This window comes from Pandoraea nosoerga (assembly GCF_902459585.1).
Taxonomy (GTDB): domain Bacteria; phylum Pseudomonadota; class Gammaproteobacteria; order Burkholderiales; family Burkholderiaceae; genus Pandoraea; species Pandoraea nosoerga.
The window spans coordinates 50,963-77,350 of the sequence record NZ_CABPSC010000013.1 but is presented as its reverse complement, the minus strand read 5'-3'; the positions used below and the strand labels follow the sequence as shown (position 1 = coordinate 77,350).

The following is a 26,388-nucleotide window of genomic DNA, read 5'->3' as shown; positions in this document are numbered from 1 at the left end:
CATGACACACGAGGCAATCGCGATGCAGCACAAGCCACACGACATCTCACGCTGGCTGCGCCATTTTGGCACCTGGCGCGCCCACGCCCGCTGGCTTTTTCCCGACAAGGCGCTCGACGCGCTGGAAGCCGCGATCCGCGCGTCCGAGCGCGAGCACCGCTGCGAGATCCGTCTGGTCATCGAGGCGGCCATGCCGCTCGCGGCGGTGTGGCAAGGCCAGAGCTGCCGGCAGCGCGCCGTGCATCTGTTTCGCGAGCTGGGCATTGCGCACACCGGCGAGCGCACGGGCATACTGCTGTATATCAACGTCGCCGACCACGATATCGAGCTGGTGGCCGACAAGGGCGTCAACGCGCTGGTGCCCGCCCGGAAATGGGATGCCGTCGTCGCGCAGATGAGCGCCGGCTTCCGTGACGAACGCTATGTGGAGAGCGTGCTCGGCGCTCTCGACACCCTGCGCGGCATTGCGCGCGAATCCCTGCCGGCTCACGCCGGCGCCGAGTCGGACAATGCCCTGACCGACCGGCCGCTGATGATCTGACGCCTCATGTTTTCTGACCAGGATTTTGCCTATATGCGCCGCGCGCTGGCGCTGGCCGAGCGCGCGATGTTCACGACCTCGCCGAACCCGCGCGTGGGCTGCGTCATCGTGCAGGACGGGCGTGTGATCGGCGAAGGCTTCACTCAGCCCGCCGGCCAGGACCACGCCGAGGTGCAGGCAATGAAGGACGCCCGCGTGCGCGGCGAAGCGCTGCGTGGCGCAACCGCCTACGTCACGCTCGAGCCGTGCAGCCACTACGGCCGCACGCCGCCGTGCGCGAAAGGATTGATCGAAGCGGGCGTCAAACGCGTGATTGCGGCCATGGAGGACCCGAATCCGCTGGTGGCCGGGCGCGGTCTCGCGATGCTGCGTGAGGCCGGCATCGAGGTGCGCTGCGGTCTGCTGGAACAGGAAGCACGCGAGATGAACATCGGCTTCGTCGCGCGCATGACGCGCGGCACGCCGTGGGTCCGCATGAAAGTCGCGGCAAGCCTCGACGGCAAGACGGCGCTGCACAACGGCGTGAGCCAGTGGCTCACCGGGCCGGCGGCGCGCGCCGATGGCCACGCATGGCGTGCACGCGCGTGCGCGATCCTCACCGGCATCGGCACCGTGCGCGAGGACGATCCGGCGCTCACGGTGCGCGAAGTGCAAACCACGCGTCAGCCCCTGCGCGTCGTCGTGGACTCGCGGCTCGACATCTCCCCGTCCGCCAGGGTTCTCAAGGACGGCAATGCGCTGGTCGTGTGCGCGAACGGCGACGCCGAACGTGCCGCGCGTCTGCGCCAGCTCGGCGTGGAAGTGCTCGACCTGCCCAATGCGAACGGCAAGGTCGAACTGCCGGCGCTGCTGCGCGCGCTCGGCGAACGCCAGCTCAACGAGATTCACGTGGAGGCCGGCTTCAAGCTCAATGGCTCGCTGCTGCGCGAGCACTGCGTGGACGAGCTGCTGGCCTATCTTGCCCCCTGCCTCGTGGGCGACGCGCAAGGCATGTTCAACCTGCCCGCGCTGAGCTCGCTCGACGACAAGCTCGCGTTGTCCTTCACCGACGTGCGCATGATCGAAGAGGACCTGCGCATCATGGCGCGTTTTCGCCGCCAGTAAGTGACGTTGCGGCTAGCGCGCCGGAGGGCTGCCTCGCCGCGAACGGGGAAAGCGCAAAACGCGGAAAGCGCGGAAAACATGGAAAATGCGTGCGCCGCCCGGCACACCCCGCCGTCCTTCGCGGCGGCCGCCCGCTGCGCGGCCGCTCATCCGCGCCTCGCGCTCAGACGTGAAAACCCACGCGACCGAGCGTCTCCATCTCCACGCACACGTACTGCCCCGGCTGGATGTATTCGGCCGGCGTAGCGCCGCCCGCCATCACGATCCACCCCGCCTGCAACGGCTCGCCGGCCGCGGCCGACAGCCGCGCCGCCGCCACCAGCGAGCGCAGCGGGTGGCCGAGCAGCGCCGCCGTGGAGCCGACCTGCACCGTGCGGCCGTTGATCGTCATCGCAAGCCCCAGATTCGAGAAATCGACGTGCGGGCTGTGCCAGGCGCCGATCACGAAGCCGCTCGACGACGCATTGTCCGCGATCACCTCGGGCAGGGTGAACTTGAAGTCCTTGTAACGCGAATCGATGATCTCGATGGCCGGTGCGATCGCCTCGACCGCCGCCAGCGCCTGCGGACCGGTGACGTTGCCTTCGAGCGGCTTGTTCAGGATGAACGCGATCTCCGGTTCCACGCGCGGATGCACGTAGCGCCTGAAATCGATGGCGGTGCCCTCTTCGACCTGCATGCCCGAAGTCAGGCGCCCCCAGATGACGTCGGAGAGCCCCATCTGAATCATCTTTGCGCGGCTGGTGAAGCCCATCTTCACGCCGACACGCGTCTCGCCGCGCTCGGCACGGCGCGCGAGCGACGCCTTCTGAATGGCATAGGCGTCCTCGAGCGACAGACGGTTGTCGGTGTCGAACTGCTCGACTTCGTGGGCGAAACGGGCCGCGTCGTCGAGCAGCTTGGCGTAGTCTTGGATGTGGCTCATCGTGCAGCCTCGCTGGCAGGTTCAAAGACGGCGCGGACCGATCCCAGGCCGTTGATACGGGTCTCGAAGATGTCGCCGGGCGTCACCGCCGCCATCGGGCCGAGTGCGCCCGAGAGCACGAGGTCGCCCGCCTTGAGCGGCGTGCCGACGGCGGCCATCGTGCGGGCAAGCCACACCACGGCGTTGATCGGGCTGCCCAGACAGGCCGCGCCCGCGCCGACCGAGACCGGCTCGCCGCGGCGCTCGAGCACCATGCCGCACATGCGAGCGTCGAATTCCGAGAGCTGCCTGGGCGTGTTGCCGAGCACATACGCGGACGAAGACGCGTTGTCCGCGATCGTGTCGGTAATGCGGATGTTCCAGTCGGCCACGCGGCTGCCCACGATTTCGAGCGCCGGCAACGCGTAGTCGATGGCGTTCAGTACGTCGAGCTGCCCCGGGTTTTCGACGTTCAGATCGCGGCCGATCACGAACGCGATCTCGGCTTCGATCTTCGGCTGCGTGAGAATCGACGCGGGAATCGGCTCCCCGTCCCCATAGCCCATGTCGTCGAACAGCATGCCGAAATCGGGTTGGTCGACACCCAGTTGCTTCTGCACGGCGACCGACGTGAGGCCGATCTTGCAGCCGACGATGCGGCGCCCGGCGGCCAGACGCCGCTCGGTGTTGATGCGCTGGATGGCGTAGGCGTCTTCGATGGTGAGCGGCGCATACGTGTCGCGCAACGGTGCGATGAACCGATGCGAGCGCTCGGCCTCGAGCAGCGCGTCGGCAGCCTGCTGCAGGCGCGCCTGCGTGGCGGCCTCGCGCGGCGCGGCTTGTGAGGTTTGCGTTTGGGCGGCCATCACGCACCCGCCCTGGCCGGTGCGGCCGGCTCGTCCTTGGTGCGCTCGCCGACGGCCCAGTGCGCGGCCGGCACCTGCGTGGCGTACACGCGGATCGACTCGAGCGGCGCCCCGAGCGTTTCGTGCACGGTGCGCGCCACGGCCTTCACGCAGGCCTTCACGGTAGCGTCGTCGCGACCCTCCACCAGATTGATATGTACGATTGGCATGATTCTGTCCCCTGAAAATGCCGAATGGAGCAACGTCGTCGCTCCATGATGCGCGAGCGGCAGGATACCGTCCAATACCAAATTTCCCAATTGCGATACCATTTCGGTATCGAGTTTGGCGGCATTGCGCCGCTGTGGCGCGCACGTCGCACGCGAGCCGCACACACGCTGCTGCAAAGCTGCGCAAAGGGCAACGAGGATTTCATGGACATCAAGCAAATGCGCTACTTCCTGGCCGTGGCGCAGGAAGGGCATTTCGGACGCGCGGCCGAGCGACTGAACATGGCGCAGCCACCGCTCACGCGCCACATCCACGCACTCGAGGCGCAACTGGGCACACCGCTCTTCGTGCGCACGCCCAAGGGCGCCACGCTGACCGCAGCCGGACAGACGCTGCTCGCCGAAGTACCGAACATCCTCGCACTCACGCGCCGCGCTCAGGAGCAGACGCGGCTGGCCGGCCTGGGCTATATCGGGCGGCTCGACGTCGGCATCTTCAGCTCCGGCATTCTCAACGTGATCCCCCGGCTGCTCGCGAGCTTCCATACCGAGCGGCCCGAGGTGAAGATCGGCCTGCACAACCTCTCGAAGACCGAGCAGATTGCCGCGTTGCGCGAGCGTCGCATCGCCATCGGCTTCAATCGCCTGATCCCGGACGAGCCGGACCTGGTCGTCGACTGGATTCATCGCGAGCCGTTTCTCGTGGCGCTCTTCGAAGGGCATCCGCTGTGCGAGCGCGCCACGCTCAGCCTGGCCGATCTCGACAACGAGCGGATGATCCTCTATCCGAACGCGCCGGTGCCCGGCCTCGCCGAAGAGGTGGCCGCGGCCTTTCGCGCGGAGGGCGTGACGCTGCGCGTGGAGCAGGAAGTGGAGGACGTGGTGACGTCGATGGCGCTGGTGGCGAGCCGCTTCGGCGTATGCGTGACCACGGAGTCGGCGGCAAACCTGCGCTTGCCCGGCGTGGTCTACCGGCCGCTGAAGTCACCGAACCTGCGCTCCATCGAACTGAACTGCATGTATCGGCGCGACGACGACTCGCCGATTCTGGCGGCGTTTCTGGCGCTCATCCGCCAGTCGCGGACCCAGCGCCGCGCGCTCGCCATGTGACGCCAGCCCCGGCTGCGGCTGCGGCTGCGGCTGCGGCTGCGGCTGCGCAGCATACGAATGGCCCATATCTCCTCATGCCGCCCATGCCGGACCGGATCGGATGCAAAGCGGGCGAATTGGATACCCCTGGCGTGCGGATTGTATCCAAAATGTCCTGATTCCCACCCGGCTCGGCGCCGATGGCCGGGATTCATCGTGTCCCCGATTTATGCCGAAGGCGCATGGATGCGCATTTCGCGATCTGCGTAGTACTACCGAGAAGCCGTGTGACGACTCTTATTTCCCGCTTCCGACCCTTTTGAAATCCTTTATTCATGCGGGTCTCGAAGGCCTTCCGCACATCTGTTCCAAATTAACGTCGTATTACGCTACTATGGCGCATCGTTCGCGCCTGAATTGGCAAGAATGATCAAATTCCGACAGGTTCAGCAGTCGATCGAGACCCCGCACGCTCGGGTAGTCAAAAAATACAAATCAAGGAGATGTCCACAATGCAGTTCCGTCACAAATCCCTGTTCGTCGCCGCTGCCCTCGCCGTGATCGGCACGGCTGCCAATGCCGAAACCGTCAAGATCGCCATCGCCGGCCCGTTCAGCGGCTCGGTCGCGCAATACGGCGACATGGTCAAGGCCGGCGCGCTGACCGCGATCGAGGAAATCAACGCCGCAGGCGGCGCAAACGGCAACAAGCTCGAAGCCGTGATGATGGACGATGCATGCGAGCCGAAGCAGGCTGTCGCCGTCGCCAACAAGATCGTCAGCCAGAAGATCAAGTACGTGATCGGCCACGTGTGCTCGGGATCGACCATCCCGGCGTCGGACATCTATGAAAACGAAGGCGTGGTGATGATCACCCCGTCGGCCACGGCGCCGCAGCTCACCGAAGGCAAGAAGCGCCACTTCATCTTCCGCACCATCGGCCGCGACGATCAGCAGGGCCCGGCCGCCGCGCAGTACATCATCAACAAGGTCAAGCCGAAGAAGGTCGCCGTGCTGCACGACAAGCAGTCGTATGGCCAGGGCATCGCCACTTCGGTGAAGAAGGACCTCGACGCCGCCAAGATCCCGGTCGTGCTGTTCGAAGGCATCAACGCCGGCGACTCGGACTACTCGGCCGTGATCACCAAGCTCAAGTCGCAAGGCGTGGACTTCGTGTACTTCGGCGGCTACCACCCGGAAATGGGCCTGTTGCTGCGCCAGGCACGCGAACAAGGCGTGAAGGCCACGTTCATGGGACCGGAAGGCGTGGGCAACAAGGACGTGACGGCAATTGCCGGCCCGGCCTCGGAAGGCATGCTCGTCACGCTGCCGGCCGACTTCACCGCCGATCCGGCCAACGCCAAGCTGGTGAAGGCCTTCGCCGACGCCAAGCGCGATCCGAACGGCCCGTTCCAGATGCCGGCCTACACGGGCGTGCAACTGATCGCCAAGAGCATCGCCGGCGCCAAGAGCACGGACTCGGAGAAGGTGGCCAAGTACCTGCACGCGAACACGTTCGACACCCCGATCGGCAAGGTCGCGTATGACGCGGCGGGCGACCTGAAGTCGTTCAAGTTCGTGGTCTACACCTGGCACAAGGACGCCACCAAGACCGCCGCCAACTGATTCCCTGACGCTTTACCGGCCAGCGAATCACCCCCTGCCGCCCGCCGCCTCTGGCGGGCGGCGCGCATTCGCGTTCGGCCCCCGCTCGTCGCGAGGCTTCCCGCATGAACGATTTTTTCCCACAGCTTGCCCAGCAACTGGTCAATGGCCTGACGCTGGGCGCGATCTACGCGTTGATCGCCATTGGCTACACAATGGTCTACGGCATCATCGGTATGATCAACTTCGCCCACGGCGAGATCTACATGATCGGCGCCTATGTCGGGCTCGTCACACTGACTGCCATCGGCACCGCAGCGGGCTACCCCCTACCGCTCGTGCTCGGGGCGGCGCTGCTGGTGTCGGTGCTGGTCACGGGCCTTTACGGTTTCGCGATCGAGCGCGTGGCGTATCGCCCGCTGCGCGGCGGACCTCGCCTCGGACCGCTGATCTCCGCGATCGGCATGTCCATCTTCCTGCAGAACTACGTGCAGATCGGCCAGGGCGCGCGTGACGTTTCCGTGCCGATGCTGATCTCCGGCGCCATCGACATTCCGATGGGCGAGTTCACGGTGACCATTCCCTATGCTCGCATGCTGATCGTGGGCGTGACGGTCGCGCTGATGATCCTGCTCACGCTGTTCATCGCCAACTCACGCATGGGCCGCGCCTGCCGCGCCTGCGCCGAGGACATGCGCATGGCCAACCTGCTCGGCATCGACACGAACCGCGTGATCTCGTTCACGTTCGTGCTCGGCGCCATGCTCGCGGCCGTGGGCGGCGTGCTGATCGGCCTGACCATCGGCAAGCTCAATCCGTACATCGGCTTCATCGCCGGCATCAAGGCGTTTACCGCGGCAGTGCTCGGCGGTATCGGCAGCATTCCCGGCGCCATGCTCGGCGGCGTGCTGCTCGGGCTGGCGGAGACCCTCGCCTCGGGCTACATGCCCTCCGAGTACAAGGACATCGTGGCCTTCTGCCTGCTGGTGCTCGTGCTGCTGTTCCGCCCGACCGGCCTGCTGGGCAAGCCCGACGTCGAGAAAGTCTGAGGTCGACCATGACACAACAACTCACGCTAAAGTCCGGCACCGCACAACGCGCGCCGGCAGGCGATACGCTCAAGGGCGCGGTCATCTCCGCGCTCATGACGATCGTTCTCACGGCCCCTATCCTGGGCCTGCAACTCAAGCTCGAAGGCTACAAGGTCGTGCTGGAGCAACACTGGCGCCCCGTCTGGATCGCCGCGGCCGTCATCTTCGTGTTCCAGCTGATCAAGCCGCTGCTGCTGCGCTCCACGCGCGCGATCAAGGTGCCGAGCGTGCCTGCCCTGGGCCGCCGGCAGCAGTTGAGCGCGATGTGGGTGCTGCTCGCCGTCGGTCTGGTGTGGCCGTTCATCGGCTCGCGCGGTGCGGTGGACGTGGCGACGCTCGCCCTCATCTACTGCGTGCTCGGCCTTGGCCTGAACATCGTGGTGGGCTTCGCCGGCCTCCTCGACCTCGGTTACGTCGGCTTCTACGCGGTAGGCGGCTATACGTATGCGCTGCTCAACCAGTACTTCGGCTTCACGTTCTGGGAATGCCTGCCGATCGCCGCGCTCATGTCGGCCACTTTCGGCTTTCTGCTCGGCTTCCCGGTGCTGCGCCTGCGCGGCGACTATCTGGCCATCGTGACGCTGGGCTTCGGTGAAATCATCCGCCTGCTGCTCAACAACCTCACCAGCATCACGGGCGGTCCCGACGGCGTGTCGGGCATTCCGAAGCCGAGCGTGTTCGGGTTCGAAATGGCGCGCTCCTCCAGCGTCGAGGGTGCAAAGACTTTCCACGAACTGATCGGGCTCGACTACAGCGGCTCGCACATGGTCATCTTCCTGTACCTGCTCGCCTTCGCCCTCGTGGGCTTTACGCTGTTCGTCACGAGCCGCCTCATCCGCATGCCGATCGGCCGCGCATGGGAAGCGCTGCGCGAAGACGAAATCGCATGCCGCTCGCTGGGCCTGAACCCGACCCGCATCAAGCTCTCGGCGTTCACGCTGGGGGCGTCGTTCGCGGGCCTGGCCGGCGCGTTCTTCGCGGCCCGTCAGGGGTTGGTCACGCCCGAATCGTTCACGTTCATCGAATCGGCGCTCATTCTCGCCGTGGTGGTGCTCGGCGGCATGGGCTCGCAGATCGGCGTGATTCTCGCGGCCATCCTGCTCACGATCCTGCCGGAAGTCGCGCGCGACTTCGCCGAATACCGCATGCTGATTTTCGGTCTGGTGATGGTGCTGATGATGATGTGGCGTCCGCAGGGCCTGTTGCCCGCCACCCGCCCGCATGTGGAGTTGCCGCAATGAGTGCAGAACTGTTGAAACTCTCCGGCCTGCAGATGCGCTTCGGCGGCCTGCTGGCTGTCGACGGCGTCGAGTTCGACGTCCGCAAGAACGAAGTCTTCGCGATCATCGGCCCGAACGGCGCCGGCAAGACCACAGTGTTCAACTGCGTGGGCGGCTTCTACCGTCCCACGAGCGGGTCGATCACGCTCGACGGCGACGACATCACCGGCCTGCCAAGCCACATGGTCGCGCGGCGCGGTCTGGTGCGCACGTTTCAGAACATTCGCCTGTTCCGCCAACTGACGGTCGTGGAAAACCTGCTCGTGGCGCAGCACATGCGCGTGCACAGCGGCTTCCTGCAGGGACTCTTCTCCACGGGAGCGTTCCGTCGCGCCGAGCGCACGGCGCTGGAGCGCGCCAAGGCGTGGCTCGACCGCCTGGGCCTCACGGCGGTGGCCAACCGCGAAGCGGGCACGCTTTCGTATGGTCATCAGCGCCGCCTGGAAATCGCGCGCTGCATGATCACCGAGCCGCGTCTGCTCATGCTCGACGAACCGGCCGCCGGCCTGAACCCGCAGGAGAAGATCGAGCTGCAGCAGCTCGTCGACAATCTGCGCCACGAGTTCGGGATCTCGGTGCTGCTCATCGAGCACGACATGAGTCTCGTGATGGGCGTCTCCGATCGGATTCTCGTGATGGAACACGGCAAGCCGATCATGATCGGCAAGCCCGACGAGGTGCGCAACGACCCGCGCGTCATCAAGGCCTACCTCGGAGAGGAATAATGCTCAAGCTGGAACAGATCCACACCCACTACGGGGCCGTCGAGGCGCTCTCGGGCGTGTCGATCGAAGTGAACAAGGGCGAGATCGTCACGCTCATCGGCAGCAACGGCGCGGGCAAGACCACGCTCATGATGACGGTGTGCGGCACGCCGCGCGCCTCGAGCGGGCGCGTGACATTCGAAGGCCACGACATCACCGGCCGCCCCACGCACGAGATCATGCGCATGGGGCTCGCCATTTCGCCGGAAGGCCGGCGCGTGTTCCCGAGCCTGACCGTCATCGAGAACCTGAAGATGGGCGGGTTCTTCGCCTCGAAGGAAGACATCGATGCCGGCATGGAGCATGTCTTCAAGCTGTTCCCGCGGCTTGCCCAGCGCGGCAAGCAGCGCGCGGGCACGATGTCCGGCGGCGAGCAGCAGATGCTGGCGATCGGCCGGGCGCTGATGAGCCGTCCGCGCCTGCTGCTGCTCGACGAACCGACGCTTGGCCTCGCCCCGCTCGTGATCGCCCAGATCTTCGACATCATTCGAGCCATTCGCGACGAAGGCGTGACGGTATTCCTCGTCGAACAAAACGCGAACAAGGCGCTGCATGTGGCCGATCGCGGCTATGTTCTCGAGACCGGCCGCGTCGTGCTGGCCGATTCCGCGCAAAACCTGCTCGCCAACGACGACATCAAGCGCGCCTATCTTGGCGCTTGATTCAGGCAGCTGATGCGGGCACGCCACAGCGCGTGTCACGCGCTGGCGCTGCAGGACAAAGACGTGCCCATGGGCACGTCTTTTTTTATCGCCGGCGCCGGCTCACGCGGAGCGCGACGAGAGCGCCCGGTTCATGCCGAACACCGTGGCTGCCCACGACGCCAGCAGCATTGCCATCATCGCCCATGCAAACGCGCCGGTGCCGGCGCGATCGAGCAGCATGCCGCCCACAACGCCACCCGTCGCAACCGCGATGTTCCAACCGGTCACGTAGGCGGACTGCGCAACGTCCATTGCATCGCCCGCAAGACGGGCAAGCGCCGTCTGGGTGATCGTCGAGAAGCCGCCGAAGGCGAGGCCCCACACAAGCGCCGCCACGTACACCACGCGGGGGTTGTGCCCCCACAGGCCGAGCAGCAGGGCGGCCAGACCGAACATTGCGAGGCCGGACACCGCCAGCACCCGCAACTCGCGGTCAACGATGGCGCCCGCGATCCACAGGCCGATGATCGAGCCGGCCCCGAAGACGAAGAGCACGGCGCCGACGCTCGCCGACAGGCCCGACGGCTGCAAGAACGGCTCGATGTAGATGTAGAGGACGTTGTGAGCCGCCACGAAGGTGAGCACCACACACAGTACCGACCGGATGCCGGGCATCGCGATCACCTTGCCGAGCGCATGGCGCTGCTGCCGCGACTGCCCCGGGAAATCGGGGACGACGGCCAGCACCCACGCAATCAGCAGCGCGCACAGCCCTGACATCAAACCGAACGCCCCCTGCCAGCCGATCACACGTCCCAGCAAGGTGCCCGCGGGTACACCGAGCACCAGTGCGGCCGTCGCGCCCGCCCCGGAGATCGCAATGGCGCGTCCGGCGTAGCGCGCCGGCGACATCCGTACCGAGTAGCCTGCCAGCAGCGACCATACGATGCCGCCGAACACACCGGCAAGGAATCGGGCAACCAGGGATACGGCGTAACAGCCCGAGAGCGCCGTCACCAGGTTCACGACGGCAAAGCCGGCGATCGCGCTCAGCAGCAACGCGCGCCGCCGCACACCTTGCGTGAGCGCCGTGACGGGGATCGCCGCCACCAGCGCGCCGGCCGCGTAAGCGGTGATGAACTGGCCAGCGAGGCTGTCCGTCACGTCGAGCCCTCGGGCGATCGACGACAGCAAGCCCGCCGGCATGATCTCGGTCAGCAGCGTGATAAAGGCTGCCATGGCCAGCGCGAGCAGCCCGCCGAGGGGCAACCGCTCCACATCCTTCGGCAATGCGCCTGCCGTCAATTCATTCATGAACGCTTCTCCTCGATTCCAGACCATTCCAACGCCCGTCGGGCGACACATCGCCATGGTGCCGACCTCCGTATCGAAGAAAAACAGGCTACAGTGCAAAATATTTGTGACACCAAAGTCATCAATAGGGAATGTCGGATGGAGAATCTGGGATCGCTCGATGCGTTCGTTCGCGTCTGCACGTCGCGCAGCTTTACCGAGACGGGCCGCCAGTTGGGCATTTCGGCGTCGGCCGTGAGCAAGGCCATCGCCCGGCTCGAGGCGCGGCTCGGCGTGCGGCTGTTTCACCGCTCTACGCGGACCGTTACGCTCACCCCCGAGGGCGCGATGTTCCTCGAGCGCTGCCGGCGCATTCTCTGCGAAGTGGAATCGGCCGAAGCGGAACTGATGCAAACGCGCGAAGCCCCGCGCGGCAAGCTGCGCATCAGCCTGCCGTCCGTCGGGACCGTGTTCATGCCGAAGCTGGGGGATTTCAAACGGCAGTATCCGGACATCGAGCTCGACATCGATTATTCGGACCGGCTCGTCGACGTCATCGAGGAAGGCTTCGACGCCGTGATTCGCACCGGGCCGCCGAGCGACTCGCGGCTCATTGCGCGACGGCTCGGCACGTGCCGCAAGGTCGTCGTGGGCTCACCCTCCTATTTCGCCGCGGCCGGAACGCCGCGCCGCCCGGAAGACCTGGCGCGGCACGCCTGTCTGCTCTATCGCTACCCCAGCACGGGCAAGCTCGACGTGTGGCCGCTGGGCACCCCGTCGGGCGAGACGCCCGCGATCGAACTGCCGCCCAGCATGGTGACGAATACGCTCGATCCGCAGGTGTGTTTCGCCGAGCAGGGACTTGGCGTCGCGTGCGTGCCTGAAATTGCCGTTCGCGCTCAATTGCAACGGGGCAGCCTCGTGACCGTGCTCGACGAGTACACGACGCAGGAAATGGTGTTCCACGTACTGTGGCCATCGAGCCGCCACCTGTCGCCGAAGATCCGTGCCTTCGTCGACTTCACCGCCGAGCATCTGTTTGCGCCGTGACGGCGAGAGCGGGTAAGCTGCGCTCCGCCGTGCCGCGCCCCGCCTTACTGCATCAATTCGACCAGCTGATCGAGCGCCTTGCCCCAGCCTTCGTGAAAGCCCATCGCCTCATGTTGGGCGCGTGCGGCCTCGTCGCGATGAATCGCCATCGCCGTGTAGCGCGTACCCTTGCCGTGCGCCTCCATGAGCACCGCCGCGGTAAACAGAAAGCTGCCGCAGTGATCGGTCGCGGGCGGCGGTGCGGGACGAAAGCCCGGCAACATGGCGTTGGTCCAGACGAGGCGCGAATTTTCGACGACTTCCAGATAGCAACCGTCGTTCGGAAACTGCTGACCTTCGGGCGACGCCATCACCGTGCGAAACAAGCCGCCCGGGCGTAGATCGAGCTCGCAGTCGACCGTTTTCCAGGGCGCTGGCGTGAACCACTTCTTGATGTGCTCGGGTTGCGTCCACGCGGCCCAGACGCGCTCGCACGGCACGTCGATGTAGCGCTCGAGCACGAGGTCGAGCTTCGGGTCGACGGAGAAAAGATTGGCACGGCTCATGTTCACGTCTCCTTCATCTGTAACAGGTAGTTGTCGAGCTGATCGAGGCGGCGCGTCCATGTGTCGCGCTGCCGTTGCAGCCAGTCCTGCGCACCGGCCAGCGTTTCGGTCTCGAGCGAGTACGTGCGCACGCGGCCCTGCTTTCGCGAGACCACCAGACCGCTCTCCTCCAGCACGTTCAGATGCTGCGAGAACGACGGCAGCGCCATCGAGAACGGACGCGCCAGCTCGCTCACCGACGCCGGCCCCAGCGTGAGACGCTCGACGACCGCCCGGCGCGTCGGGTCCGACAGCGCCTGGAAAATACGATCGAGCGGTATCGATTGGTTAGTCATGCACCTAACTATAGAGACGGATATCACTTAGGTCAATGCCTTTGTTTTCAGAATGTTCCGACGATGGCGATATCGACGTCGCATTTCGGGGGGCGATCCGTCCGCCCTCGATTCGGACGGCGCCTGAAACAGCATTGCCCGACGTCGCCAGGCCGCCGCGGCAAGAGATTCGGCCGCTGCCGGACACCGGCTTGGCGTAGAATAGAGCCTTTCCAAATTCAGCCCCCGCGTTGCCCGCTATGCCGTTGGCCACTACAGAAGAAATCATTGCCGAGCTGAAGGCCGGCCGCATGGTAGTCCTCGTCGACGAGGAAGATCGTGAGAACGAGGGCGATCTGGTCATGGCGGCCGAGTTCGCCACGCCCGAGGCCATCAATTTCATGGCGAAGTACGGTCGCGGGCTGATCTGCCTCACGCTCACGCAGGCGCGCTGCAAGCAGCTCAACCTGCCGCTGATGACCTATCGCAACGGCACGCAATACGGCACGGCCTTCACGCTGTCGATCGAGGCGGCCGAAGGCGTGACGACGGGGATTTCGGCGGCCGATCGCGCCCACACGGTGCAGACAGCGATCGCGCGCGACGCGCGCCCCGAAGACATCGTCCAGCCTGGACACGTGTTCCCGATCATGGCGCAGCCCGGCGGCGTGCTCGTGCGCGCCGGCCACACGGAGGCCGGTTGCGACCTGACGGCCATGGCCGGCCTCACGCCCGCGGCCGTGATCTGCGAGATCATGAACGACGACGGCACGATGGCGCGTCTGCCGCAGCTGCTGGAGTTCGCCGAGCAGCACGACATCAAGATCGGCACCATCGTCGATCTGATCCACTACCGCAGCCGCACCGAATCGATGATCGAGACGGTCGCCACGCGCGAGATGCAGACCGCATGGGGTCCGTTCCAGGCCACGCTTTACCGCGACAAGCCGAGCGGCAATCCGCATCTGGCGCTGGTGCGCGGCACGCCCACGCCCGCCGACGAGACGCTGGTGCGCGTACACGAGCCGCTGTCGGTGTTCGACCTGCTCGAGACCGGTGTCTCGACCCACTCCTGGACGCTCGCCGGGGCCATGCAGGCCATCGCCGAAGCCGGCAAGGGCGTGGTCGTGCTGCTCAATTGCGTGGAAACGCCCGAGCACCTGTTCGCCCAATTCGAAGCGCTCGACGAAACGCAGAAGGTCGCGCGCGCGAAGCGTCGCCCGGTGGACTTCCGCACGCATGGCGTTGGCGCGCAGATCCTGCGCGAGCTGGGCGTCGGTAAAATGCGGGTGCTCTCCAGCCCGCGCAAGATTCCGAACATGGCGGGTTACGGCCTCGAGGTCACCGGTTTCCAGCCGATGCCCGGCGCCGACGCCGCCTGAGCAATCCCGTATCTGCGCCCCGCCGCCAATGGCCGGCGGGGCGCCACCTTGCCGAGCATTGCCTGTCTCGGGCGTGCCGGCCTCCTGTTGGTCGCACCGCCTGGGACGGCACTTTTTAAAGGAAGCCCATTATGAAGATCGAAACACTGGAGCCGGAACTCGACGGTGAAGGCCTGCGTGTGGGTATCGTCCAGGCGCGTTTCAACGACGCGTTCTGCACGGTGCTGCGCGATGCCGCCGTGGCCGAGCTCGAGCGCCTGGGCGTCGACGAGAGCGACGTGCTGCTCGTCACCGTGCCCGGCGCCCTGGAAATTCCGCTGGCGCTGCAAAAGCTCGCCGAGACCGGCCAGTTCGATGCCCTCATCGCGCTCGGGGCGGTGATCCGCGGCGAAACGTATCACTTCGAGCTGGTATCGAACGAGAGCGGTGCCGGCATCACGCGCATCGGTCTCGATTTCGGCATTCCCATCGCCAATGCGGTGCTGACGACCGAAAACGATGCGCAGGCGGAAGTGCGCGCCGCGGAAAAGGGTCGTGACGCGGCCCGGGTGGCAGTGGAAATGGCCAATCTGCTCGAAAGCGTCGATCAGTTTTTCGGCGACGACGACGCATTGGAAGAAAACGAAGAAGAGGAAGATCGGTAATGAAGAGTGCCCGCCGCCGCGCACGCGAATTTGCGCTGCAAGGCTTGTATCAATGGCTGCTTTCGCGCGCTCACGCGGGGGAGATCGATGCGCATCTGCGCACGACCCCCGGCTACGACAAGGCCGACCGCGCCCACCTGGACGCGCTGCTTCATGGCAGCATCCGTGAAGCGGACGCCTTGTCGCAGCGCCTGCAGCCGTACCTCGACCGCCCGGCCGCCGAACTCTCGCCGGTCGAACACGCGGTGCTCGTGATCGGCGCCTACGAGCTGATCCACCATCTGGACATTCCGTACCGCGTGGTGATCAACGAGGCCGTCGAACTGGCCAAGACCTTCGGCGGCGTCGAGGGCTTCCGCTATGTGAACGGCGTGCTCGACAAGTTTGCCGCCGAGGTGCGCCCGGATGAAGTCGCTGCCAACGCAGCCAATCGCAACGGCGGCCGCGGCAAAAGCGCCTGACGCCTCTAGCGCCCCTGACGCGCCCGGCGCCCACCCCAACGCGACGGTGGGCGGCGCACCGGCCGCACCCGGGCCGCAGACGGGGCGACGCCGCCGTCGCCCCCTTCCCGTAACCTCTTTCGCCCCCTCCCCGACAACATCATGGACCGCACGCCCGACCTCGCTCCCGCGCTGACACTGGCGCAACGCGTCGACGATATTGCCCCCTTCCATGTAATGGAGCTCGCCAAACAGGCTGCGCTGCGTGAAAAGGCCGGCCATCGCGTGATCCACATGGGCATAGGCGAGCCGGATTTCACGGCGCCCGAGGCCGTCATCGAAGCCGCCGCGAAGGCCATGCGCGACGGACGCACGCAGTACACGGGCGCCATGGGCATTCCCGCGCTGCGCGAAGCCATCGCCGGCTACTACCGCAGTTTCTATGGCGTGGACGTCGATCCGTCTCGCATCGTCGTGACAGCAGGGGCTTCCGCCGCGCTCGTGCTCGCCTGCGCGGCGCTGGTGGGCGTGGGCGACGAAGTCCTCATGCCGGATCCGTGCTATCCCTGCAATCGGCATTTCGTCTCGACCTTCGACGGCAAGCCGGTTCTGATTCCCTCCGGGCCTGCCGAGCGGTTCCAATTGACGGCGGCGCGCATCGAGTCGCATTGGGGGCCGGCGACGAAGGGCGTGCTGCTTGCCTCGCCGTCGAATCCGACGGGCACGTCGATCGAAGCGGACGAACTCGCGCGCATCGTGTCCGCCGTGCGCGCACGGGGCGGCTTCACGCTCGTTGACGAGATCTATCAGGGGTTGTCTTACGATGGCAAGCCGACGACGGCGCTGTCCTTCGGAGACGACGTGCTCGTCGTGAGCAGTTTCTCGAAGTACTTCAACATGACGGGCTGGCGCCTGGGTTGGCTCGTCGTGCCGCCATCGCTGGTGCCGACCTTCGAGAAGCTCGCGCAGAACCTGTTCATCTGCCCGTCGGCCGTGGCGCAACGCGCCGCAACGGCATGTTTTCTGCCGGACACCCTCGCCATCTACGAAGCCCGCAAGGACGCTTTCCGCCAGCGGCGCGACTTCGTCGTGCCGGCTCTGGCGCGTCTGGGCTTCAAGGTGCCGGTCATGCCGGACGGCGCGTTCTATGTCTACGCCGACTGCACGGGCGTGTCGCATCCGGACGCCGCCGACAGCGATCGCCTCACCCAGTCGCTGCTGCGGCAGGCCGACGTGGTGCTGGTGCCGGGACTCGACTTCGGGTTCGCGCAACCGCGCCAGTACATCCGACTGTCGTATGCGACGTCGCTCGAACAACTACACGAGGCGATGGAGCGCATCGGAAAAGTATTCGCGGCGAACTGAAGCGCAAGCCAACGCGCCAACGCGCCGGAAAGCAAAAAACCCATCGAAGCGATTCGATGGGTTTTTTGTTGGCTGCAATCGCGATGCTCAACCCGCGATGCTCAACTCGCGATGCTGGAGCCGCGATGCGCAGGCGCCGCCGATCTGGCTCAGGCAGCCGTGCTATCGTCGGCTTCGAGCGGCTTGGCCGCAGCCGCCTTGCCCGTCGGCGTGGCGGCTGCCGGCGCCGGCGAGGCTTGCGTCGTGTCGTCGGCCTTGTCCGCCGCGACCGGCTTCGTCACCGGCTTGGCCGAGCTCACGATCACCGGCGCCTGCGGCGCATTGGGCGAAACCTTGCGCCCCATGGCCACACTGCGCAGACGATCACGCTCGGCGAGCACCTTGGCGCCATAGCCGCCATCCCCCGCGCTGGTCGAGCCGACATACAGGCGCAGGCCGCCGGCGAGCGAACCGCCGCGCGCGATGCATTCCTTCAGGATCAGGGCGCCGACCTTGATGTTCGCGAGCGGATGCAGCGCTGCCTCCGGACCGCCGAAATATTCCAGCTTGTCCTGATGGACCTTCGACATCACCTGCATGAGCCCCTGGGCGCCCACCGTGCTTTCCGCATACGGATTGAAGCCCGATTCGATGGCCATCACGGCCAGCAGCAGCAGCGGATCGAGGCCCACTTCCTTGCCGGTCGAATACGCTGCGCGGACGAGATTGCCCGTGACATCGCCCGCGACCCGATAGCGGCGGGCCAGATAGTCGGCCACGGCGATCTGCTCGCGGGTGTCCAGCGCCTTGGTGGCTCGCGCATCGGCGGCTACGCGCTGGTTCGGGATATACGCGGCAAGCACGGCAGCGGACGGCACATGCTGTGCGGCCTGCGCCATCATCGCCGAATCGGACGGGGAACCCTTTGCAACGACGCTGCCGTTGGCACCCGGGCCGGCCGTCGTGTCGGCCGAACCGGTGGCTGCCTCGAGCAGCGGACCGACGCGCGACGCCAGATCGGCGCGCCAGGCCGGTCGGGCCCACAACGCCAGCGTGCCGACCACGGCCACCAGACCGACCGCGCTGGACGCATACAGTCCAGCACGACCGCCGTGCCATGCGAGGCGACGCCAATCGCGGCGAGCCGCGGCTACCGTCGCCGCGCCGCGCGCACGAAGCGCTCCGACAGCGGCCAGTAGCCAGGGTGATAAACCAGACTTCTTCATACTACGTACTCCGGTTACGCCGTCACCACGGGGTGGCCCCGCGGCGTAAGGAAACGAGCCGGTATGCCCGCCAGGCATCCCGTGAAGCGCTCATTTACGGCATATGGACAAGGCGGCGCATCGTGTTGTCATGGACGATGCCGGTACCGCCGCAGCGCGCCGACCTGTTCAGGTCCCCGGCGCTGACGAGCTATCGCTCGCGCTGCTTCCTAAAACACTGGTTTCCCGACCTCGGTGAGAAAACCAGCCACTGAAAATCCACGTCGATGTTGTAGTTGTCGCTAAGCTCACGCGGGTCGGCCTACCCGTCGTCAAAGCCGCCTTTCTGGATTCAACGGGCGGATTGTAGCAGTCACATATAAACCGTCAATACTATAAATACTAAAAATAATTACTAAAAGTAATTTGTAACGGCGGTTTTGCCGTGACGTTCGTCCGCCTCGACCGGTAAAATGCCCTGCCTCACCCCGCGTTTACAGGGTGTCACCCGGACAAAACACGATTCAAACGCCCGTTTTCATCGGGCGTATGAAAACTGTAAAAAATTTTTGGTAACGGTTTGTTTCATGAAATATCTCGATCTTCGTGACTTCACCGCGCAACTGGAGCGATCCGGGCAGCTTCGTCGCGTAGACGTGCCGGTCTCGCCGGTGCTCGAGATGACGGCGCTTGCCGACCGCGTGCTCAAAGCGGCCGGTCCCGCCCTCCGGTTCGAGCGTCCGACAGGCTACGACATGCCGGTACTGGCCAACTTGTTTGGCACCCCTGAACGAGTGGCGCTCGGCATGGGCATCGACAAAGGCGAGGACGCACTGGCCTCGCTGCGCGACATCGGGCGGCTTCTCTCGACACTCAAGGAACCGGAGCCGCCGCGCGGCCTGAAGGACGCCGGCAAGCTGCTGGGCATGGCGAAGGCCATCTGGGACATGGCGCCCAGGGAAGTCGGCTCGCCGGTGTGCCAGGAGATCGTCTGGGAGGGCGAGGACGTGGATCTCGCACGCCTGCCGGTTCAGACGTGCTGGCCCGGCGACGCCGCCCCGCTCATCACCTGGGGCCTCGTCATCACGAAGGGTCCGCATCGCAAACGCCAGAACCTGGGCATTTACCGCCAGCAGGTCATCGGCCGCAACCAGGTGATCATGCGCTGGCTCGCGCATCGCGGCGGTGCGCTCGATTTCCGCGAATTCGCGCAGACCCACCCGGGCAAGCCGTTCCCGATCGCTGTCGCGCTCGGGGCGGACCCGGCGACCATGCTGGGCGCGGTCACACCGGTGCCCGACACGCTGTCCGAATACCAGTTCGCAGGCCTTTTGCGCGGCAGCCGCACGGAACTGGCCAAGTGCCTCACGCCGGGATTGGAGTCGCTGCGCGTGCCTGCGCGGGCAGAGATCGTGCTCGAGGGCTTCATTTACCCGTCCGAGCAGCCGCCCGTCGTGCCCGAGGGCGCACCGCCGCCCCCCAGCCGGGGCGCGACGGCCGGCTACGCCCATGCGCTGGAAGGTCCTTACGGTGATCACACTGGCTATTACAACGAGCAGGAGTGGTTCCCGGTCTTCACGATCGAGCGCATCACGCTGCGGCGCAACGCGCTCTACCATTCGACCTACACGGGCAAGCCGCCCGACGAGCCCGCCGTCCTCGGCGTGGCGCTCAACGAAGTGTTCGTGCCGCTGCTGCAAAAGCAGTTCCCCGAGATCACCGACTTCTACCTGCCCCCGGAAGGCTGCAGCTACCGGATGGCGATCGTGCAGATGAAGAAGGCCTATCCCGGCCATGCCAAGCGCGTGATGTTCGGCGTGTGGAGCTTCCTGCGCCAATTCATGTATACGAAGTTCATCGTGGTGGTCGACGAAGACGTCAACATCCGCGACTGGAAGGAAGTCATCTGGGCGATCACCACGCGAGTGGACCCGACCCGCGACACCACGCTCGTCGAGCGCACGCCGATCGACTATCTCGATTTCGCGTCTCCCGAGGCCGGCCTGGGCTCGAAGATGGGGATCGACGCAACGAACAAGTGGCCGGGCGAAACTTCGCGCGAATGGGGACGTCCCATCGAAATGACCGCCGACGTCGACGCGCGCATGGCCAGGCTCTATCAGGATCTCGGCCTGTAAAACCGGCCCGGCCACCCGCGGGGCGGGCAGCGAACGCCGGCGGCCGTAGCGGCTGCCGGCGTTTTTCATTTCACGTCGCCCGCAGCGACATCGAGCCTCTGCGCCCATAAGAGAGGCCGACGCCGGTATCGGCCGGCGCCCGACACGCGACAGACTGCCGTATCCGATTCACCCGTTCCTGTCGTTTGTAGCGTCCGCATCGCCTGTATTGTCTGTATCGCTCGTATCGTTCATATCCGTTGCCGCCGTGCGGCCCGGGCTCAGCAGTCCGCGCCGCCCGGTCATCGAGAGGAGAGTCGATCGTGTCAACCACCCGTTCGTCGCAGCGTTCCCAGGGCCGTTCCGCCAAGGCGCCCAAGGCCCATCCCGCGCTGGCCAAGCTGAAAGATCCCGAACTGCTCAAGTCCGACGCCTACATCGACGGCGACTGGACGAAGGCCGACTCGCAAGCCACGTTCGCCGTACATGACCCCGCCACCGACGCCGAGATCGCCCAGGTGGCCGACCTCGGCGCCAAGGAAGCCGAACGTGCGCTGGTGGCCGCCGAGGCGGCCTTGCCCGAATGGCGCGCCAGGACTGGCAAGGAGCGTGCGCGCATCATGCGCCGCTGGTACGACCTGATCATGCAGGCCCAGGACGACCTGGGCGCCATCATGACCGCCGAGCAGGGCAAGCCGCTCGCCGAAGCCAAAGGCGAAGTCGCTTACGGCGCCTCGTTCATCGAATGGTTCGCCGAGGAGGCCAAGCGCGTGGACGGCGACGTGCTCGCGTCTCCCGAGGGCGGCAAGCGCATGTTCGTGCTCAAGCAGCCGATCGGCGTGTGCGCGTCGATCACGCCGTGGAATTTCCCGATCGCGATGATCACGCGCAAGATCGCCCCCGCCATCGCCGCGGGCTGCACGATCGTGGTCAAGCCGGCCCGCCTCACACCGCTCTGCGCGCTCGCACTCGCGGAGCTGGCCTCGCGCGCGGGCCTGCCCAAGGGCGTGTTCAATGTGGTGACGTCGAAAAACTCGTCCGACGTGGGCGACGTGCTCACCTCCAGCCCGCGCGTGCGCCATTTGTCGTTTACCGGCTCGACGCCGGTCGGCGCCAGGCTCATGGAGCAGTGCGCGCCCACCATCAAGAAAGTCGCGCTGGAGCTGGGCGGGCTCGCGCCGTTCCTGGTTTTCGACGACGCCGACGTGGACGCCGCCGTCCAGGGCTGCATCGCCTCCAAATTCCGCAATGCCGGCCAGACCTGCGTCTGTGCGAACCGCATCTATGCGCAGGACGGCGTCTACGACGCCTTCGTCGAGAAATTGACCGCCGCCGTGGGCGAGCTGCGCGTGGGCAACGGCTTCGAGCCGGGCGTCGTGGTCGGTCCGCTGATCGAAGACGCCGCCGTGCAGAAGGTCGAGCGCCACGTGCAAGATGCCGTCGCCAAGGGCGGGCGCGTGACGGTCGGCGGCAAGGTGCTGCACGGACGCTTCTTCGAGCCGACCGTGGTGGCCGACGCCAGCGCGGACATGCTCGTCGCGCAGGAAGAGACGTTCGGCCCGCTCGCGCCGGTCTTTCGCTTCAAGGACGAAGCAGAAGGCGTGCGCCTCGCCAACGCCACCGACTTCGGCCTGGCCTCGTACTTCTTCGCGCGCGACGTCGGCCGCGTCTGGCGCGTGGCCGAGGGCATCGAAGCCGGCATGGTCGGCATCAATACCGGCCTCATCTCGAACGAGGTCGCACCGTTTGGCGGCGTCAAACATTCCGGGCTGGGTCGCGAAGGCTCCAGATACGGCATCGACGAGTATCTCGAACTGAAATACCTGTGCCTTGCCGGGGCATGAAACCGCATGGAACCGCAGGGGAACCTTTGATCTGACCCTTTAACGGTTCGTCATAGGCGCGTGTCGCCCTGCGCGAGCCGCGCCCTTGCTGGTTCGGGCGTGTTTTGACCGCTTGTCGCCGATCCGCAAGCCAATGCAAAAGTGTTACAAAGTCCCACAGACGCCGTCTGGCTCGGGTAGAATCGCGCTTTTTTCGCGAACGGCGACTCCGACCCCAATTCGGATGATGTCCCTCATCCGGACGCCGCAGCGTCGGAACCGCGTCGAAATTCGCGAGAAACCCATCAACGAAGTCGCACCGGTGAGCGCCGCCCCCGCGCCGTCATGCTCGCGCAGACGGCGACCGGCCAGCCGGTAGTTTGTCCGCCCTCGCGCAGGGCCGCTCCGCTCCGGGCGGGGCCGGCACCTGCCCCCCGGGCGTGGAGAAGACAATCAATGGATAACCACCCGTCCCTCATGCGCAACATCGGGCCGTTCGCCCTGATGCTGACCGGCCTTGGCTCGATCATCGGCTCCGGCTGGCTGTTCGGTGCCTGGAAAGCCGCCAAGATCGCCGGCCCCGCCGCCCTGCTCGCCTGGGTCATCGGCGCCGTCGTGATTCTGGCCATCGCCCTGACCTACGCCGAACTGGGCGCCATGTTCCCCGAGTCGGGCGGCATGGTGCGCTACTCGCGCTATTCGCACGGCAGCCTCGTGGGCTTCATTGCCGCGTGGGCCAACTGGATCGCCATCGTGTCGGTCATTCCGATCGAGGCCGAGGCGTCGATCCAGTACATGAGCACCTGGCCCTACGCCTGGACCCACGGCCTTTTCGTCGACGGCACGCTTACCACGAGCGGCCTCACGCTCTCGGCGCTGCTCGTGATCGTCTACTTCATGCTGAACTACTGGGGCGTGAAGCTCTTCGCCCGCGCGAACACGGCCATCACGCTGTTCAAGTTCGCCATTCCGGCCCTGACCGTGGCCGGCCTGATCATTGCGGGCTTTCATCCGGGCAACTTCAATCTCGCCGAACACGGAGGCTTCGCGCCGAACGGCATGTCGGCCGTGCTGACCGCGGTCGCCACGTCGGGCATCGTGTTCGCGTTCAACGGCTTCCAGAGTCCGGTGAATCTGGCCGGCGAAGCGCGCGACCCGGGCCGCAGCATTCCGTTCGCGGTGGTCGGCTCGATCCTGCTCGCGACCGTCATCTACCTGCTGCTGCAGGTGGCCTACATTGGCGCCCTCTCGCCCGAGCAACTCGCCGGCGGCTGGCACATGGTGAGCTTCAGCTCCCCGTTCGCGGAACTGGCGATCGCACTGGGCCTGAACTGGCTCGCTATCGTGCTGTACTTCGACGCCTTCCTGAGCCCGAGCGGCACCGGCACCACCTACATGGCGACCACGAGCCGCATGATCTACGCGATGGAGCGCAACCGCACGCTGCCCTCGATCTTCGGTCGCGTGCACCCGCTCTACGGCGTGCCGCGTCAGGCCATGTGGTTCAACCTGGCCGTATCGTTCCTGTTCATGTTCTTCTTCCGCGGATGGGACTCGCTCGCCGCCGTGATCTCGGTCGCCACCGTCATTTCGTATCTGACGGGTCCGATCAGCGTGATGGCGCTGCGCCATTCGGCGCCGGACATGCACCGTCCGCTGCGCTTGCCGGGTCTGTCCGTGATCGCCCCCATCGCGTTCGTGTGCGCGTCGCTGATCCTGTACTGGGCGCGCTGGCCGCTCACCGGCCAGATCATCGTGCTCGTGGTCGTCGCCCTGCCGGTGTACTTCTACTATCAGGCGAAGGACAAGTGGGCCGGCTTCGGCCGCGATCTGAAGGCTTCGTGGTGGCTGATCGGCTACCTGCCGGCCATGGCGCTGTGCTCGTATGTCGGCAGCCAGGAATTCGGCGGCACGGGCCTGCTGCCATACGGCTGGGACATGGGCGTGGTCGCCGTGCTCTCGCTCGCGTTCTATCACTGGGGCGTGAAGGCCGGGTGGCGCACGCCGTACCTGTCGGAAGAACGCGAACAGGACGCGGCCAGCATGGAAGGCATGCCCGCGCTGTCGCACTGAGCTCGCAGACACTCGACGACAAGCCCGCCGCCCGGCGGGCTTTTTCATTGCGCACGCCGGACCATATCCCCATATCGCGGTATCGACGCCTCACCGATGGGCGCGACGGCGTTCGATGAACAGGCTGTTGCCCAGCGCGCGCTTGGCCATCTTCTTCGCGTCGGCCGCCGCGGCGGAGACTTCCACGTGCGACGGAAAGCTCTCCGGCGTGACGGCCACCACACCGATCGACAGACTCGTAATCGGATGGAAAATGACCATGCCGCGGCGGTCCTCCGCCTCGAAGCCGCCCGCCGCGATCTGGTCGGGATGGAAATACTCCGTCACCGCCTCGCCGAAACGGGCGAGCGCCTCGCGGCACCGCGCTTCCCAGTCGGGGCTGCGAAACAGGATGAGAAAGTCGTCGCCGCCAATGTGCCCGAGGAAGTCGCACTCCGGATTGCGCACGGCCATGAGCACGCGCGCGACGAGCTGAATCAGATCATCGCCCCGCCGGTAGCCGAACACGTCGTTGAACGGCTTGAAGTTGTCCAGATCGACATAGCAGGCGTGAAACGACTGGCGCTCGCCGATCATGCGGTCCATGTAATCGTCGATCGGCACGTTGCCCGGCAGCAGCGTGAGCGGATTGGCGTAGCGCGCCGCATCGAGCTGCATGTCGGTGATATGGCGCATGAGCGCATGGCCTTGCGCCACGCCGAAATACCGCCCCTGGTCGGTCACGATGAAGCCGGCCGCGATCTGGCGGCTCGCGCCTTCGGCGATCATGCGGCTCAGGTCCTCCAGCCGCGCGCCCTTGTCGAACGTGAGCGGGCGCGGCTCCATCACGGCCGAGCACGGCTTGCGCCCGTATAGCTCGCGCGTGAACGGCCGCGCGAAGCGTCCGATGAGCGACGCCCGGCCGATCAGTCCCACGGGCCGGTCCCGCTCCACGACCGGCAGCACCTCGAGCGCCGGATCGCTCTCGAAGCGCGCCACCACGTCTTCGCTGCGCGTGTCCGGCGAGACAGGCGCGACAAACGAGGCAATGCGCTCGAGCGTGACATTGCCGGCCCCGAGCTGGCTCGGTTGCTGATGCACGTAAGCGCGCCGCTCGTTCACGACTTCCCTGACGTTCGCGGTAACCGCGCGCTGCGGCTGCGCCTGCGGACGCGCAATGAAATACCCCTGCCCGAGAAAGATGCCGAGGTCGCGCACCACCTGCAGTTCCTCGGCGTGCTCGATGCCCTCGGCGATCACGCGCGTGCCGCTCGTCTCGGCGATCTGCCGCATCGAGCGCACGAACTGCAGCTTGACGGTATCGGTGTCGATGCCGTCGACGAAATGCCGGTCGATCTTCACGTAATCGGGGCGCAGCTCGGACCACAGCCGCAGGCTGGCGTAGCCCTCGCCCATGTCGTCGAGCGCCACCTCGAAGCCCAGCGCGCGATAGGCCGTGAGCGACGCGCGCGTGCTGGCCAGATCGAGTGTCGGCGCGTGTTCCGTGAGTTCGAGCACCACGCGCTCGGGCGCGAGCCGCAACGACTGGAGCATGGCGAACGTTTCGTCCAGGCCGAGCGACTCGATCACGCCGCCGCCGGGCTGCGCGCGCGTGACCGGACCGATGTTCAGAAACAGCCGCTCCGGCAGGTCCTGCTCGACGAAGCCGCGCAGCACGGCACGCCGGCAGGCGAGTTCGAGCGGCCCGCAAAGGCCGTGGCGGCGCGCGGCGGCAAAGAGCGCCATGGGCGAATGGATCGACGTTCCCGCCGGACCGCGCACCAGTCCTTCGTAGCCCGCCACCTCGGACGTCCGAAAGTCGAGAATCGGCTGAAAGACGCAGCTCAGGCCAATGCCCTCGCAAAGCTGCGCGAGGATCGCGCTCTCATCGTCATCGCCGTGGCCGGCATGACGAGCCTGGTCGGCGCCGGAAACGCCGGCGGTCGGTGCGGCAAAGCGCTCCGGACGGATGACGACAGACGGGGGAGGATTCAAGAGGTACTCCGAAAGTCGATGCGGTGCGCCGCCATCGAGCCAACAGCATTGCGACGTGCGGGCCGATGTCGGGCGCGCTCAGACGCAC

The 26,388-nt window shown here is 66.0% G+C and carries 24 protein-coding genes; 16 read left to right on the top strand and 8 right to left on the bottom strand.

Annotated elements, in window-relative coordinates:
- Position 1 precedes the first annotated feature (1 nt).
- Entirely contained in the window at positions 2-541 is a 540-nt protein-coding gene (locus tag PNO31109_RS16470; protein WP_150556540.1) for a TPM domain-containing protein, read from the top strand.
- A gap of 6 nt (positions 542-547) precedes the next feature.
- Positions 548-1,645, top strand: a complete 1,098-nt coding sequence (gene ribD, locus PNO31109_RS16465; RefSeq protein ID WP_150556539.1) for a bifunctional diaminohydroxyphosphoribosylaminopyrimidine deaminase/5-amino-6-(5-phosphoribosylamino)uracil reductase RibD — start codon at positions 548-550, stop codon at positions 1,643-1,645.
- A gap of 163 nt (positions 1,646-1,808) precedes the next feature.
- Here ribD and PNO31109_RS16455 read toward each other — a convergent pair whose 3' ends face one another.
- Genes PNO31109_RS16455 through PNO31109_RS16445 form a run of 3 tightly spaced genes read right to left on the bottom strand, consistent with a single transcriptional unit; the run spans position 1,809 to position 3,624 of the window.
- A complete protein-coding gene (locus PNO31109_RS16455) occupies positions 1,809-2,570 on the bottom strand; it encodes a 2-keto-4-pentenoate hydratase (protein ID WP_150556538.1) in 762 nt (253 codons plus the stop codon).
- Positions 2,567-3,415 carry a 2-keto-4-pentenoate hydratase gene (locus PNO31109_RS16450; protein ID WP_150556537.1) on the bottom strand — a complete coding sequence of 283 codons (849 nt, stop codon included), beginning with the start codon at positions 3,413-3,415 and terminating at the stop codon, positions 2,567-2,569. Before PNO31109_RS16450 ends, PNO31109_RS16455 begins: the two co-directional genes overlap by 4 nt.
- On the bottom strand, positions 3,415-3,624 hold the full coding sequence (locus PNO31109_RS16445; protein ID WP_150556536.1) for a tautomerase family protein: 210 nt from the start codon (positions 3,622-3,624) through the stop codon (positions 3,415-3,417). Before PNO31109_RS16445 ends, PNO31109_RS16450 begins: the two co-directional genes overlap by 1 nt.
- A 204-nt stretch (positions 3,625-3,828) precedes the next feature.
- Here PNO31109_RS16445 and PNO31109_RS16440 point away from each other — a divergent pair, with 204 nt between their 5' ends.
- The 6 genes from PNO31109_RS16440 to PNO31109_RS16415 all read left to right on the top strand — a co-directional run bounded on the left by PNO31109_RS16440 (position 3,829) and on the right by PNO31109_RS16415 (position 10,114).
- The gene (locus tag PNO31109_RS16440) at positions 3,829-4,734 is read left to right on the top strand and encodes a LysR family transcriptional regulator (RefSeq protein ID WP_150556617.1); all 906 of its coding nucleotides are present in this window, start codon (positions 3,829-3,831) and stop codon (positions 4,732-4,734) included.
- Between the two features lie 491 nt (positions 4,735-5,225).
- Positions 5,226-6,338: a branched-chain amino acid ABC transporter substrate-binding protein gene (locus PNO31109_RS16435; protein WP_150556535.1), complete on the top strand. Its 1,113-nt coding sequence runs from the start codon at positions 5,226-5,228 to the stop codon at positions 6,336-6,338.
- Between the two features lie 104 nt (positions 6,339-6,442).
- Entirely contained in the window at positions 6,443-7,366 is a 924-nt protein-coding gene (gene livH, locus PNO31109_RS16430) for a high-affinity branched-chain amino acid ABC transporter permease LivH (RefSeq protein WP_150556534.1), read from the top strand.
- An 8-nt stretch (positions 7,367-7,374) separates the two neighbouring features.
- Positions 7,375-8,649, top strand: coding sequence for a high-affinity branched-chain amino acid ABC transporter permease LivM (locus tag PNO31109_RS16425; protein WP_150556533.1), 1,275 nt, complete (start codon positions 7,375-7,377; stop codon positions 8,647-8,649).
- Complete coding sequence (gene livG / locus PNO31109_RS16420; RefSeq protein WP_150556532.1) at positions 8,646-9,413, top strand: high-affinity branched-chain amino acid ABC transporter ATP-binding protein LivG; 768 nt, start codon at positions 8,646-8,648, stop codon at positions 9,411-9,413. Before PNO31109_RS16425 ends, livG begins: the two co-directional genes overlap by 4 nt.
- Positions 9,413-10,114, top strand: coding sequence for an ABC transporter ATP-binding protein (locus tag PNO31109_RS16415; protein ID WP_150556531.1), 702 nt, complete (start codon positions 9,413-9,415; stop codon positions 10,112-10,114). Before livG ends, PNO31109_RS16415 begins: the two co-directional genes overlap by 1 nt.
- A 102-nt stretch (positions 10,115-10,216) precedes the next feature.
- On the opposite strand, the gene PNO31109_RS16410 is transcribed toward PNO31109_RS16415, so the two are convergent.
- Positions 10,217-11,410 carry an MFS transporter gene (locus tag PNO31109_RS16410; RefSeq protein WP_206111221.1) on the bottom strand — a complete coding sequence of 398 codons (1,194 nt, stop codon included), beginning with the start codon at positions 11,408-11,410 and terminating at the stop codon, positions 10,217-10,219.
- Positions 11,411-11,548: 138 nt separating this feature from the next.
- Here PNO31109_RS16410 and PNO31109_RS16405 point away from each other — a divergent pair, with 138 nt between their 5' ends.
- Complete coding sequence (locus PNO31109_RS16405; protein ID WP_150556530.1) at positions 11,549-12,439, top strand: LysR family transcriptional regulator; 891 nt, start codon at positions 11,549-11,551, stop codon at positions 12,437-12,439.
- A 44-nt stretch (positions 12,440-12,483) separates the two neighbouring features.
- Here the strand turns inward: PNO31109_RS16405 and PNO31109_RS16400 are convergent, their stop codons facing one another.
- Positions 12,484-12,984, bottom strand: a complete 501-nt coding sequence (locus PNO31109_RS16400) for an SRPBCC family protein (protein WP_150556529.1) — start codon at positions 12,982-12,984, stop codon at positions 12,484-12,486.
- A gap of 2 nt (positions 12,985-12,986) precedes the next feature.
- On the bottom strand, positions 12,987-13,319 hold the full coding sequence (locus PNO31109_RS16395) for an ArsR/SmtB family transcription factor (RefSeq protein ID WP_150556528.1): 333 nt from the start codon (positions 13,317-13,319) through the stop codon (positions 12,987-12,989).
- Between the two features lie 239 nt (positions 13,320-13,558).
- Here PNO31109_RS16395 and ribBA point away from each other — a divergent pair, with 239 nt between their 5' ends.
- The 4 genes from ribBA to PNO31109_RS16375 all read left to right on the top strand — a co-directional run bounded on the left by ribBA (position 13,559) and on the right by PNO31109_RS16375 (position 17,129).
- Positions 13,559-14,680 carry a bifunctional 3,4-dihydroxy-2-butanone-4-phosphate synthase/GTP cyclohydrolase II gene (ribBA, locus tag PNO31109_RS16390; protein ID WP_150556527.1) on the top strand — a complete coding sequence of 374 codons (1,122 nt, stop codon included), beginning with the start codon at positions 13,559-13,561 and terminating at the stop codon, positions 14,678-14,680.
- Between the two features lie 131 nt (positions 14,681-14,811).
- A complete protein-coding gene (gene ribH / locus PNO31109_RS16385; RefSeq protein WP_150556526.1) occupies positions 14,812-15,324 on the top strand; it encodes a 6,7-dimethyl-8-ribityllumazine synthase in 513 nt (170 codons plus the stop codon).
- Positions 15,324-15,785 (top strand): transcription antitermination factor NusB, encoded by a 462-nt coding sequence (nusB, locus tag PNO31109_RS16380; RefSeq protein WP_150556525.1) that lies wholly within the window; start codon positions 15,324-15,326, stop codon positions 15,783-15,785. Before ribH ends, nusB begins: the two co-directional genes overlap by 1 nt.
- A gap of 141 nt (positions 15,786-15,926) precedes the next feature.
- Positions 15,927-17,129, top strand: coding sequence for a pyridoxal phosphate-dependent aminotransferase (locus tag PNO31109_RS16375; RefSeq protein ID WP_150556524.1), 1,203 nt, complete (start codon positions 15,927-15,929; stop codon positions 17,127-17,129).
- A 149-nt stretch (positions 17,130-17,278) separates the two neighbouring features.
- Here the strand turns inward: PNO31109_RS16375 and PNO31109_RS16370 are convergent, their stop codons facing one another.
- A complete protein-coding gene (locus tag PNO31109_RS16370; protein WP_150556523.1) occupies positions 17,279-18,334 on the bottom strand; it encodes a lytic transglycosylase domain-containing protein in 1,056 nt (351 codons plus the stop codon).
- A 566-nt stretch (positions 18,335-18,900) separates the two neighbouring features.
- Here PNO31109_RS16370 and PNO31109_RS16365 point away from each other — a divergent pair.
- The 3 genes from PNO31109_RS16365 (at position 18,901) to PNO31109_RS16355 (ending at position 24,326) form a co-directional block, all read left to right on the top strand.
- Positions 18,901-20,451 carry a UbiD family decarboxylase gene (locus tag PNO31109_RS16365; RefSeq protein ID WP_150556522.1) on the top strand — a complete coding sequence of 517 codons (1,551 nt, stop codon included), beginning with the start codon at positions 18,901-18,903 and terminating at the stop codon, positions 20,449-20,451.
- 371 nt (positions 20,452-20,822) lie between these two features.
- A complete protein-coding gene (locus PNO31109_RS16360) occupies positions 20,823-22,274 on the top strand; it encodes an NAD-dependent succinate-semialdehyde dehydrogenase (RefSeq protein ID WP_241014168.1) in 1,452 nt (483 codons plus the stop codon).
- Between the two features lie 435 nt (positions 22,275-22,709).
- Positions 22,710-24,326, top strand: a complete 1,617-nt coding sequence (locus PNO31109_RS16355; RefSeq protein ID WP_150556520.1) for an APC family permease — start codon at positions 22,710-22,712, stop codon at positions 24,324-24,326.
- Between the two features lie 90 nt (positions 24,327-24,416).
- Here PNO31109_RS16355 and PNO31109_RS16350 read toward each other — a convergent pair whose 3' ends face one another.
- A complete protein-coding gene (locus PNO31109_RS16350; protein WP_150556519.1) occupies positions 24,417-26,300 on the bottom strand; it encodes an EAL domain-containing protein in 1,884 nt (627 codons plus the stop codon).
- Positions 26,301-26,388 lie beyond the last annotated feature (88 nt).